Below are 11,209 nucleotides of genomic sequence, written 5' to 3'. Positions count from 1 at the left end.
TGACACAGTGGAACGCATGACCACCCCGACCCCCCTCCCCTACGGCACCCCCGACACCCCCCGCATCGCCGTCCACGGCGAAGCCCACCTCGAAGTCGACCCCGAACTCGCCCGCATCGCCGTCACCGTCCACGCCCGCGGCCGGGACCGCCGCAGCACCCTCGCCGACCTCACCCGCCGCAACACCGCCGCCCTCGACCTCATCAGAAGCTACGGCGACGCCATCGAACGCCTCCAAACCGGCACCTTCACCATCACCCCCGAACTCACCCGGAAAGGTCGCGAAGAACGCGTCCGCACCCACTACGGCACCGTCCACATCACCGCCGAACTCACCGACCACACCGCCCTCGGCGAACTCACCACCCGCCTCGCCGACCTCGAACTCACCCGCGTCATGGACCTCCGCTGGGCCCTGCGCCCCGACTCACCCGCCCACCGGCAAGCCCGCCAGCAAGCCGTCACCGCGGCCGTCCAACGCGCCCGCGAATACGCCGACGCCCTCGGCACCACCCTCACCGCCCTCGTCGAACTCGCCGACACCGGCGCCGAACAACCCGACCGCCACCGACCCCGCTCCGGCGGCGCCGAGACGCGCGCCATCGCCTACTCCGGCGACCCCGACGACATCCCCGCCCCACCCCTCGACCTCGAACCCCGACGCCAGCACGTCCACGCCACCGTCACCGCCCGCTTCACCATGGCGCCGCCCACCCTCTAGCCGCACTGCACCGAAAAGGAAGCCGAATTCGCTCACCCCCTGCCACGCTTTCTCAACGCAGCCACCCAATTGCTCATCAGAGCAACCCGGTGCACAGTTCAACACTTGTCAACACCCCTTCACCGAAAGGACGTTGAGTCGTCATGCCGGACCAATTCCCTACCCACCGGTAAGCCCTAGGGTCGACACATGCGCCGAGCAAAGATCGTCTGCACCCTGGGGCCCGCCACCGACTCATACGACCAGATCAAAGCCCTGGTCGAAGCCGGAATGGACGTCGCCCGCTTCAACCTCAGCCACGGCAGCCACGCCGACCACGAGGAGCGCTACCAGCGCGTGCGCAAGGCCGCCGACGAGACCGGCCGCAGCGTCGGCGTCCTCGCCGACCTTCAGGGCCCGAAGATCCGCCTCGGCCGCTTCTCCGAGGGCCCCGTACTCCTTGAACGCGGCGACCACTTCACCATCACCGTCGAAGACCACACCCAGGGCGACCGCACCACCTGCGGAACCACCTACAAGGGCCTCCACACCGACGTCACCCCCGGCGAACACATCCTCGTCGACGACGGCAAAGTCTGCCTCGAAGTCACCTCCGTGGACGGCCCCCGCGTCCACACCACCGTCCTCGAAGGCGGCATGGTCTCCGACAACAAGGGCCTCAACCTACCCGGCGTCTCCGTCTCCGTCCCCGCCCTCTCCGAGAAGGACGAAGCAGACCTCCGCTGGGTCCTGCGCACCGGCTTCGACATCATCGCCCTGTCCTTCGTCCGCACCGGACGCGACGCCGACGACGTCCACCGCATCATGGCCGAGGAAGGCCGCCGCCTCCCCGTCATCGCGAAAGTGGAGAAACCCCAGGCCGTCGAACACCTCGACGACATCGTCGCCGCCTTCGACGGCATCATGGTCGCCCGCGGCGACCTCGGCGTCGAAATGCCCCTCGAACAGGTCCCGATCGTCCAGAAACGCGCCATCAAACTGGCCCGGCGCAACGCCAAACCGGTCATCGTCGCCACCCAGATGCTCGACTCCATGATCGACAACTCGCGCCCCACCCGCGCCGAGGCCAGCGACGTCGCCAACGCCGTCATCGACGGCACCGACGCGGTGATGCTCTCCGGCGAGACCAGCGTCGGCAAGTACCCCGTCGAGACGGTCCGCACGATGGCCCGCATCGTCGAAGCGGCGGAGGAGGACCTCCTCGCGAAGGGCCTGCCGCCCCTCACCGAGAGCAACAAACCCCGTACCCAGGGCGGCGCGGTCGCCCGCGCGGCGGCGGAGATGGGCGACTTCCTCGGCGCCCGCTTCCTGGTCGCCTTCACCCAGTCCGGCGACACGGCCCGCCGCCTCTCCCGCTACCGCTCCCCGATCCCGCTCCTCGCCTTCACCCCGGACCAGGCGACCCGCTCCCAACTGAGCCTCACCTGGGGCGTGGAGACGTTCATCGGACCGCACGTCGACTCCACCGACGCGATGGTCAACCAGGTCGACGACCTGCTCACCAGGTACGGCCGCTGCGGCGAGGGCGACACGGTGGTCATCACCGCGGGCTCACCCCCCGGTATGCCGGGCACGACGAACATGGTCCGGGTGCACCACATGGGCGAGGAGACGCAGTAGCGGCTCAGTACTTGGGGCCGACGTGCGCGTCCATGAGGGCGACGGAGGCTTTGCGGGCGACGGACACGTTGAAGGGTGACCCGTCGCGGGCGCAGTGCGTCCACTCGATGCCGAGCTTGTCGAGGGCGTCGGTACAGAGGCGGCGGACGTCGTCCGACTTGTTGCTGAAGAAGTAGCGCGGATATTCGTAGCGCTTCTTCTCACCGGCGACGACGCGGGTCGTCCAGTTGGTGACGCGGCATCCGTCGGAGTGGATGAGGCCTCGGACGAATCCCCAGGGGTGGGTGTCGACGACTGCCTGTTGCCAGGGTTCCAGCGCGATGGGTCGTTCGTGCTTCTTGCCGGGCCCGTGCTGGGGGAAGAGGCACCACATGTGCTTCGAGTAGACCTTCACGTCATGGCACCCCTTCCGGCGGACCCTGCACACCGAGTTGTGCGGGAACACGCTGCGCATGGCCGTCTCACACTCCGCCATGAGTCCCGGATGCGCGTCGGCGCAGGTGATGGACAGGCTGGGGGCTCGCATGGCCCGGTTCTGGATGACGTGTCCATCACCGAGGTACAGGCCCAGGAGGTAGGCGTAGGCGCGGTCGTCCAATTCGCCCTCGCACCGTGGGCAGTGCGACTGATGCGCTCCCGGACACTCGCCGCGCTTCGCGCGGTCCCGGTGCTTCCAGTAGCCGACCGTACCCACGGGGACGTTGAGGCTGCGGGCTACGTCCGCGTTCTTTGTACCGCCACGCATGAGCGTGAGCGCCTGCTCTCGAACGGTAGTGCCGTGGTAGTTCATATGGGCCACTGTGCGTCACTCATGGTGACTCCGTGCAGCAGAAAGCGGAGAACCACGCGAACGTGATCCTCCGCTTCAGAGGTGCCGGGTGCGGGACTCGAACCCGCACGTCCTCTCGGACAGATGTGTTTGAGACATCAGCGTCTGCCTGTTCCGCCAACCCGGCAACAGCGCTGCTGGGAGTGTACCCGGTAACCGTTGAGGACTTCAGCTAGGTAGGCTCTTGTCAGCAGTACCTGCCTGCCCCGGAACAAGGAGCGCCCCCGTGACCGCCCCCGAGTCGCCCCAGCCCGTAGACGTGCCCGATGACGACAAGTCGCACGTGCCTCCGCTGACGACCCGTGTCGTCATCGCTGAGGACGAGGCGCTGATTCGGCTCGATCTGAAAGAGATGCTTGAGGAAGAGGGGTATTCCGTCGTCGGTGAGGCCGGTGACGGTGAGGAGGCCATCGAGCTGGCCCGTGAGCACCGGCCCGACCTGGTGATCCTGGATGTGAAGATGCCGAAGCTGGACGGTATCTCCGCGGCGGAGAAGATCACCGAGGAGTCGATCGCCCCGGTGCTGATGCTGACGGCGTTCTCGCAGCGCGACCTCGTGGAGCGGGCGCGGGACGCGGGTGCGATGGCGTACCTGGTGAAGCCGTTCAGCAAGAGTGATGTCGTACCGGCGATCGAGATGGCCGTCTCGCGGTACACGCAGCTGAAGGAGCTGGAGAAGGAGGTCGCTGATCTGAGTCAGCGGCTGGAGACGCGGAAGCTGGTGGACCGGGCGAAGTCGATCCTGCAGACGGAGTACGGGCTGACGGAGCCCGCGGCGTTCCGGTGGATCCAGAAGACGTCGATGGACCGGCGGATGTCGATGCAGCAGGTGGCGGAGGCGGTCATCCAGGACGCGGCGGAGAAGAAGGCCGCCAAGGACTGACCTCGTCGAGCGGCACGGAGGCCCGCGTTCCCTGATCAGGGAACGCGGGCCTCCGCGTCGTAGGGGAGCTGGCTAGTCCTCGCCGAGGTAGGCCTTGCGGACCGACTCGTCGTGGAGGAGGTTGCTGCCGGTGCCGGAGAGGACGATCTTGCCGATCTCCATGACGTGGCCCTGGTCCGCGAGGGAGAGGGCGGCCTGGGCGTTCTGTTCGACGAGGAGGATCGTCGTGCCCTGGGACTTGAGTTCGGCGATGGTCGCCATGATCTTCTGCATCATGATCGGGGAGAGGCCCATGGAGGGTTCGTCGAGCATGAGCAGCTTGGGTTGGGACATGAGGGCGCGGCCCATGGCGAGCATTTGCTGTTCGCCGCCGGAGAGGGTGCCCGCGGCCTGTCTCCTGCGTTCTCCGAGGATGGGGAAGAGGTCGTAGGCGCGGTGGATGTCCCGTTCGACGCCGGGTCGGTCGTTGCGGAGGAAGGCGCCGAGGCGGAGGTTGTCCTCGATGGTCATGCGGGGGAAGATGTGCCGCCCCTCGGGGGAGTGGGCGAGTCCCAGGGAGACGATCTGGTGGGCGGGGGTCTTCTTGAGTGACTTGCCGTCGAACTTGATCTGGCCGCCGACGGGCTTGAGGAGTCCGGAGAGGGTGCGCAGGGTGGTGGTCTTGCCGGCGCCGTTGGTGCCGATGAGGGTGACGACCTGGCCTTGTTCGACGCTGAAGGAGATGCCTTTGACGGCTTCGATCTTGCCGTAGGCGACCCGGAGGTCTTCGACTTCGAGGAGTGCGGTCATCGGTCGTTCTCCTTGCCGGGCGCGGCGTCCGTCTTGGCCTCGGCGTGTGCTTCGGCGGCCGCGACCTCGGCGGCTTCTTCCTCTCCGGGGGCGTTTTCGAAGGGTTCGCCGAGGTAGGCGGCGATGACGCGTTCGTCGCCCTGGACGGTGGCGGGGTCGCCTTCGACGAGTTTCTCGCCTTGGACGAGGACGGCGACGCGGTCGCAGAGGTTGAAGATGAACCGCATGTCGTGCTCGATGACGAGGACGGCGATGCCCTTGTCCCGGATGGCGAAGACGAGTTCCTCGGTGGCGCGGGTTTCCTGGGGGTTCATGCCCGCGGTGGGTTCGTCGAGGAGGAGGAGGCCGGGTTCGCTGGCGAGTGCGCGGGCGATTTCCAGCTTGCGCTGTTCGCCGTAGGGCAGGTTGCGGGCGAGGTGTTCGGACTTGCCGGCGAGGCCGACGAATTCCAGGAGTTCCATGGCGCGTTCGCGGGAGGCGGCTTCGGCCTTGTGGAAGCCGGGGCCGCGGAGGAGGGCGGACCAGAGGCCTTCCTTGGTGCGGGTGTGGCGGCCGACGAGGACGTTTTCCAGGACGGTCATGTTGGCGAAGAGCCGGATGTTCTGGAAGGTGCGGGCGATGCCGGCGGCGGTGACCTTGAAGGACTTGGGTGGCAGGATGGCGCCTTTGTAGCGGACTTCGCCTTCGGTGGGGATGTAGAGCCCGGTGAGGCAGTTGAAGAACGTTGTCTTGCCGGCGCCGTTGGGTCCGATGAGTCCGACGATCTCGCCGCTGTTGACGGTGAGGTTGACGTCGCGTACGGCGGTGAGGCCGCCGAAGCGCATGGTGACGCCGCGTGCGTCGAGGACGGGGGTGCCGGGGGTGGTGGCGCCGGGGGTGTTCTGGGTGGTGGTGTCGGTGGTCATGGTGGTCAGGCCCCTGCCTTGCTGAGGACTGTGGGTGGCTCTGCCTCTTCGTGGAATTCGAGCTGGCGGCGCCGGTTGGGGATGAGGCCCTCGGGCCGGAAGCGCATCAGCAGGACGAGTGCGAGGCCGAAGGCGAAGAGCTGGTAGTCGCCGAGGAACTGGAGCTTGGCGGGGATGAGGTAGAGCAGGGCGGCGCCGACGAGGGGGCCGCTGATGGTGCCCATGCCGCCGAGGACGACGGCGGCGAGGAGGAACGCCGAGTTGGGCGGGACGACGTGGGCGAACTGGTACTGCTCGGGGGTCACGGTGTAGGTGACGTGGGCCTGGACGGTTCCGGCGAGTCCGGCGAGGGCGGCGCCGAGGGCGAAGGCGATGAGTTTGACGCGGAAGCCGTTGATGCCCATGGCTTCGGCGGCGGTCTCGTCCTCGCGGATGGCGACCCAGGCGCGGCCGATGCGGGAGTCGCTGCTGCGTCGGAAGACGATCACGACGACGAGGGTGATGAGCAGCATCAGCAGGAAGTAGTTGGCGAAGCGGGCGATGGTGAAGCCCGCGAAGCTGTGTTCGGCGCCGAAGTCGAAGCCGAGGATGTTGAGGTTGGGGATGGAGCTGATGCCGTTGGAGCCGTTGGTGAGGTCGGGTCCGGAGGTGCCGTCCATGTTGAGGACGGTGATGCGGAAGATCTCTCCGAAGCCGAGGGTGACGATGGCGAGGTAGTCGCCGCGCAGGCGCAGGGTGGGTGCGCCGATGACGACGCCGAAGACCATGGCGACGGCGGCGCCGAGGAGGGCGGAGGCCCAGAACGGCAGGTGGACGTCGAAGGGGGAGCTGGGGGAGCCGGAGACCATGGCGGCGGTGTAGGCGCCGACGCCGAGGAAGGCGACGTAGCCGAGGTCGAGGAGTCCGGCGAGGCCGACGACGATGTTCAGGCCCAGGGCGACGGTGGCGAAGATGAGGATGTAGACGCCGATGGTGGCGTACTGGTCGTCGGACTGGGTGAAGGGGAAGGCGGCGGCTGCGACGAAGGCGCCGAGCATGGTCACGTTGCGGTGTTTGGCGGTGGCGGCGGAGACGCGGCTTACGAGTCCGGCCTTGGCGACGGCGGCGAAGCCGAAGCCGGCGGTGATGAGGAAGCCGACGAAGAGTTCGTCGTACCCGGTGCCGATGCCGTAGGTGAAGACGGTGAGGCCGATGGTGAGGGCGGCGACGATGATGAGGATCTCGGCGTAGGCGGGCAGTTTGCGGGCGGGTGCCGGGGTGCCGGTGGCGACGGACGCCTTGATGATCTCGCCGGTGGTGCGCAGTTGGTGGCGCAGTTGTTCTTGGGGGGTGTCCTCGGGGTCGATGGGGTCGGGGTCCGGCCAGGTGAACGGCAGGGAGAGGGCGCCGAGGACGGCGGCGAGGGTGCTGAGGGCGACGAGGTAGCCGCCGGGTTCGAGGTTGACGACGCCGCCGAGTTCGGAGCTGATGGCGATGACGGTGTACCAGGCGGTGCCGAGGGTGCCGAGTGCGGCGAGTTTGATGGCGCTGTCGGCGCCCGCGGGGGTGAGCCAGCGCAGTCCTCGGATGCCGTAGGAGGCGAGGGCGAGGAGGGTGGTGAGGAGGCCGCCGACGAGGACGAGGACCTGGAGGCCGCCGGGGTAGCCGTAGACGGTGAGGTCGCCGGGGAACTCGTCGGTCCAGGTCCAGGCGAGGAAGGTGGAGACGACGGTGAGGGCGCCGCCCGCGGTGGCGAGGGCGCGGCCGGTGTGGGCCGGGATGCCGATGAGTCCGGCGTGCTTGCCGGTGGCGGTCGTCTGCGGGGTCTGTGGTGCGGTGGTCTGTGTCGTCATCGGTCTCACGCCCTGTCCGCGACGCGCTCTCCGAGCAGGCCCTGGGGCCGCAGGAGGAGCACGAGGATGAGGAGTACGAAGGCCCAGACGTTGGCCCAGGACTGGCTGCCGAACTGTTCCATGCCAGGGATGTCGGAGATGTAGGCGGTGGAGAGGGATTCGGCGACGCCGAGGACGAGGCCGCCGAGCATGGCGCCGTAGATGTTGCCGATGCCGCCGAGGACGGCGGCGGTGAAGGCCTTGAGGCCGAGGATGAAGCCCATGCGGAACTGGACTTCGCCGTACTTGAGGCCGTAGGCGACGGAGCCGATGGCGGCGAAGACGGCGCCGAGGGCGAAGGCGACCACGATGATGCGGTCGGTGTTGATGCCCATCAGTTTGGCGGTGTCGCGGTCCTGCGCGGTGGCCTGCATTCCGCGGCCGGTGCGGGTCTTCATGACGAAGTAGGCGAGGATCGCCATGCTGACGGGGGCGGCGATGATCAGGAAGATGTCGCCGGTCTGGATGGTGACGCTGCCGATCTCGAAGGGGCCGCCTTCGATGTGCGGGAAGGTGATGGCGGACCGGGCGTCGGGGTACCAGGCCCATACGGCCTGCTGGAGGGCGAGGGAGAGGCCGATGGCGGTGATGAGGGGGGCGAGGCGTGGTGCGCCTCGTAGGGGGCGGTAGGCGAACCGTTCCGCTCCTACGGCGATGAGGACGGAGACGATGATGCCTCCGATGAGCATGAGGGGGAGTGCTACCCACATGGACGTGCCGTCTGGCAGTACGTAGAGGTAGACGGTGAGCGCGCCGAAGCCGCCCACCATGAAGATCTCGCCGTGGGCGAAGTTGATGAGCTGGACGATGCCATAGACCATCGTGTAGCCGATGGCGACCAGCCCGTACATGGATCCCAGGAGCAGGCCGTTGACCAGCTGCTGCGGCAGTTCGTTCACCGCATGTCCTCCGAGACGTGTCGATGATTCGACGGAAGGTGACCGGATGTGAGTGCGCGCGGGGCGCCAGTGGTGCAGCGCCCCGCGCGGCTCAGGGGGTGGGTGCGGCTGGGCTCAGCCTTCGAAGGTGCCGGACTTGGCCGACTTCCATTCGCCGCCCTCGACGGAGTAGACGGTGAGCTGCTTGTTGGTGGCGTCACCGAACTCGTCGAAGGACACCTTGCCGGTCACGCCGTCGAACGACACGTTCTGCATGGCGGCGGTGATCTTCTCGCGGGCGTCGTCGGGCAGTTTGCCGTCGTTGTCGTCGACGACGGCCTTGACGGCCTCGATGATGGCCCACGCGGAGTCGTAGGAGTAGCCGCCGTAGGCCTCGTAGGCCTCCTTGTAACCGGCGGCCTCGTAGTTGGCGACGAACTCCTTGGCGGAGGGGAGTTCCTCGACGGGGGCGCCGACGGAGGTGGCGAGGTCGCCGGTGCCGCTGGCGCCGGCGAGCTTGATGAAGTCGCCGCTGTAGATGCCGTCGCCGCCGACGAGCGGGATCTTGGCGCCGGCGGCCTTGATCTGCTTGCTGAGCGGGCCGGCCTGCGGGTATTCGCCGCCGTAGTAGACGACGTCGGCGCCGGAGCTCTTGACCTTGGTGGCGACGGTCGAGAAGTCCTTGGTCTCCGGGTCGATGTGCTCGGTGCCGACGATCTTGCCGCCGAGCTTCTCGAACTCGTCGGAGAAGGTGGCGGCGAGGCCCGCGCCGTAGGTCTTCTTGTCGTCGATGACGAAGACCTTCTTCTTCTTGGCGTCGTTGAAGACGTACTGCGCGGCGAACGGGCCCTGGATGGCGTCGGTGGTCGCGGTGCGGAAGTACGACTTGTAGGGGCGGGCCTTGTTGGTCTGCCAGTCCTGGCCCTGGGTGAGGGCGGGGTTGGTGTTGGCGGGCGAGACCTGGACGAGCTTGGCGTCGTCGAAGACCTTCTGCATGGACTCGGCGACGGAGGAGTTCAGCGGGCCGACGACGCCGAGGACGTCGTCGTTGGCGACCAGCTTGGTGGCGTTCTGCTGGCCGGAGGCGGGCTGGGCCTGGTCGTCGAGTGCCTGTATCTCGAAGGTGACCCCTTCGACGTACTTCTCCTTGTTGGCCGTCTTGGCCGCGAGGTCCACGGAGTTCTTGATGCCGAGACCCAGTGCGGAGAGGTCGCCGGTCAGCGGGGCGTCGACGCCGATGATGACCTTGGTGCCGCCGCTGCCGGAGTCCGAGCCGCCGTCGTCGTCGCGCGAGCCGCAGGCGGTGAGGGTGAGAGCTCCCGCCGCCAGCGCGGCGGTGATGGCGATGAGCGAACGTTGACGCACGATCAGTCCTTTCCCTGGCGCGGCCCTTCCCCCTGGAAGCGGCCGAGTCGAGCGCTGGGCCGAAGTGACATTCCGACGGCGCGGTGACTGGCCGTGACTCTAAGCGGGTGAGGGGAACGTGGAGGAGTATCTGGCCAAGGCTGTGACGCTCTTGTTATGACACGACGTAATGCAGAGCGGTACTGAGTGGGTGGAACCGCGGAATTCGGGCCGATTCGCCCTGTCCACATAGTGAGAACTCCCAGGACGGGCCGGGGTATTTCAGGAGTCTCAGGGGTTTTGGTGATTACCTTGAACTGTTGCTGCAGGCTACCTGTAGGGCCTCCGAGAGATGCTGTGCGTAGCGTGATCCCAGGATGAAACTGTGCGTTTGTATTGCACGCGTATTACGTAGAGTTACGTCCAGGAAAGGTAATCCTGCGTTACCCGGTACTTTTTCGCATTCTGTGACCCGCATGGTGACGATGATCTTGCGGGAGGAGCCCGCGGCTGTCCGAAAAGGTGCGCGTGGCGCGGAGGTCACGGTGAGGCCCGCGTAGGGCTGGGCGACGCGGGTCACGGTGACCGGCGGGCCGGACAGCACGCTCAGCAGCACGTCGAAGCGGAAGTCGGCGCCCCGGGAGGGCACGTCGTTCAGGTAGACGACGTCCACGACCTGCGACGGGTACGGGGCGGCGGTGTCGCGCGGTACGGGGCTGGGAAACGGCGGTACGGGGGCCGGGTGCGGGCGGGTGGCGTAGAGGTAGCCGCCGCCCGCGAGGACGGCGGTGGCCGTCGCGGCGGCCAGCACGGCGCGGTGGTGCCGGTGGTACCGGTGCCGCAGCCGTGCCAGGCGCCCGTGCGGCGGGCCCTCCGTGGGAAGGGCTGGATTTCGTACGTAGGTGTCCTCGCCCGGTTCGACCGGTCCGACGCCGTTCACTGCCAGGGACCGCCGCTCGGGCCGCCGGTGCGGTACCAGTCCACGCAGCCCGCGCGTGCCCCGCGTTCGATCAGCGCGTCGGCGGCCGCGTCGCCGTGGCGGTCGCGCTCCGCGCGTGCGGCGTCGACGACCTCGCGGAGGATGTCGTACTGGCCGTTCGACAAGCCCATCGACTGGTAGTCGCCGTAGGTGCCGGTGTCCAGGACCTCGCGGGACCAGTGGGTGACGAGGCGGGCGCACAGGTCTTCGGGGGGTGTGGGGGTGGGGGAGTGGGCGGCGCCGGTCGCCGGTGCCGCTGGTGCCCCCTGCGTCGCTGGGTCCGCGCATCCGGCGGCCAGCAGGGTCAGCGACAGCGCCGCCCCCGCCCGGATGACCCCTCCCCTTGCCATGACCCCGACGCTACGTCGTGCGGGGGGAGTTGGGCCAGGG

Annotated in this window: 11 protein-coding genes and 1 tRNA gene; 3 read left to right on the top strand and 9 right to left on the bottom strand. The window is 67.9% G+C overall.

What is annotated here, in order from left to right:
• Positions 1 to 16 precede the first annotated feature (16 nt).
• Positions 17 to 721: an SIMPL domain-containing protein gene (locus ABZ659_RS05850; protein ID WP_360213860.1), complete on the top strand. Its 705-nt coding sequence runs from the start codon at positions 17 to 19 to the stop codon at positions 719 to 721.
• A gap of 189 nt (positions 722 to 910) precedes the next feature.
• Positions 911 to 2,341, top strand: coding sequence for a pyruvate kinase (gene pyk / locus ABZ659_RS05845; protein WP_360213858.1), 1,431 nt, complete (start codon positions 911 to 913; stop codon positions 2,339 to 2,341).
• Positions 2,342 to 2,345: 4 nt separating this feature from the next.
• Here pyk and ABZ659_RS05840 read toward each other — a convergent pair whose 3' ends face one another.
• Both ABZ659_RS05840 and ABZ659_RS05835 read right to left on the bottom strand, forming a co-directional pair.
• Positions 2,346 to 3,131 carry a helix-turn-helix domain-containing protein gene (locus ABZ659_RS05840; RefSeq protein ID WP_360213856.1) on the bottom strand — a complete coding sequence of 262 codons (786 nt, stop codon included), beginning with the start codon at positions 3,129 to 3,131 and terminating at the stop codon, positions 2,346 to 2,348.
• Positions 3,132 to 3,213: 82 nt separating this feature from the next.
• Positions 3,214 to 3,297, bottom strand: a tRNA-Leu gene (locus tag ABZ659_RS05835).
• A gap of 99 nt (positions 3,298 to 3,396) precedes the next feature.
• Here ABZ659_RS05835 and ABZ659_RS05830 point away from each other — a divergent pair.
• Positions 3,397 to 4,053 (top strand): response regulator, encoded by a 657-nt coding sequence (locus ABZ659_RS05830; protein ID WP_360213854.1) that lies wholly within the window; start codon positions 3,397 to 3,399, stop codon positions 4,051 to 4,053.
• Positions 4,054 to 4,125: 72 nt separating this feature from the next.
• Here the strand turns inward: ABZ659_RS05830 and ABZ659_RS05825 are convergent, their stop codons facing one another.
• From ABZ659_RS05825 to ABZ659_RS05795, 7 genes are all read right to left on the bottom strand, one after another.
• Entirely contained in the window at positions 4,126 to 4,842 is a 717-nt protein-coding gene (locus tag ABZ659_RS05825; protein ID WP_360213852.1) for an ABC transporter ATP-binding protein, read from the bottom strand.
• Positions 4,839 to 5,747: an ABC transporter ATP-binding protein gene (locus ABZ659_RS05820; RefSeq protein WP_360213850.1), complete on the bottom strand. Its 909-nt coding sequence runs from the start codon at positions 5,745 to 5,747 to the stop codon at positions 4,839 to 4,841. Before ABZ659_RS05820 ends, ABZ659_RS05825 begins: the two co-directional genes overlap by 4 nt.
• A gap of 5 nt (positions 5,748 to 5,752) precedes the next feature.
• Complete coding sequence (locus ABZ659_RS05815; protein ID WP_360213848.1) at positions 5,753 to 7,579, bottom strand: branched-chain amino acid ABC transporter permease; 1,827 nt, start codon at positions 7,577 to 7,579, stop codon at positions 5,753 to 5,755.
• 5 nt (positions 7,580 to 7,584) lie between these two features.
• Positions 7,585 to 8,517: a branched-chain amino acid ABC transporter permease gene (locus ABZ659_RS05810; protein ID WP_360213846.1), complete on the bottom strand. Its 933-nt coding sequence runs from the start codon at positions 8,515 to 8,517 to the stop codon at positions 7,585 to 7,587.
• 114 nt (positions 8,518 to 8,631) lie between these two features.
• Positions 8,632 to 9,861, bottom strand: coding sequence for a branched-chain amino acid ABC transporter substrate-binding protein (locus ABZ659_RS05805; protein ID WP_360213844.1), 1,230 nt, complete (start codon positions 9,859 to 9,861; stop codon positions 8,632 to 8,634).
• Between the two features lie 286 nt (positions 9,862 to 10,147).
• Positions 10,148 to 10,780, bottom strand: a complete 633-nt coding sequence (locus tag ABZ659_RS05800; RefSeq protein WP_360213842.1) for a Tat pathway signal sequence domain protein — start codon at positions 10,778 to 10,780, stop codon at positions 10,148 to 10,150.
• Positions 10,777 to 11,169 carry a hypothetical protein gene (locus ABZ659_RS05795; protein ID WP_360213840.1) on the bottom strand — a complete coding sequence of 131 codons (393 nt, stop codon included), beginning with the start codon at positions 11,167 to 11,169 and terminating at the stop codon, positions 10,777 to 10,779. The genes ABZ659_RS05800 and ABZ659_RS05795 overlap by 4 nt, the downstream gene beginning before the upstream one ends.
• Positions 11,170 to 11,209: the final 40 nt, after the last annotated feature.

The organism is Streptomyces sp. NPDC006997, from assembly GCF_040635175.1.
Taxonomy (GTDB): domain Bacteria; phylum Actinomycetota; class Actinomycetes; order Streptomycetales; family Streptomycetaceae; genus Streptomyces.
This window is presented reverse-complemented; position numbering and strand designations above follow the sequence as displayed.

What these genes read in the sequence shown, in the direction of transcription:
- ABZ659_RS05850 (WP_360213860.1), top strand. Translation starts at nt 17, where the DNA reads ATGACCACCCCGACCCCCCTCCCCTACGGCACCCCCGACACCCCCCGC.
- pyk (WP_360213858.1), top strand. Translation starts at nt 911, where the DNA reads ATGCGCCGAGCAAAGATCGTCTGCACCCTGGGGCCCGCCACCGACTCA.
- ABZ659_RS05840 (WP_360213856.1), bottom strand. Translation starts at nt 3,131, where the DNA reads ATGAACTACCACGGCACTACCGTTCGAGAGCAGGCGCTCACGCTCATG.
- ABZ659_RS05825 (WP_360213852.1), bottom strand. Translation starts at nt 4,842, where the DNA reads ATGACCGCACTCCTCGAAGTCGAAGACCTCCGGGTCGCCTACGGCAAG.
- ABZ659_RS05820 (WP_360213850.1), bottom strand. Translation starts at nt 5,747, where the DNA reads ATGACCACCGACACCACCACCCAGAACACCCCCGGCGCCACCACCCCC.
- ABZ659_RS05815 (WP_360213848.1), bottom strand. Translation starts at nt 7,579, where the DNA reads ATGACGACACAGACCACCGCACCACAGACCCCGCAGACGACCGCCACC.
- ABZ659_RS05795 (WP_360213840.1), bottom strand. Translation starts at nt 11,169, where the DNA reads ATGGCAAGGGGAGGGGTCATCCGGGCGGGGGCGGCGCTGTCGCTGACC.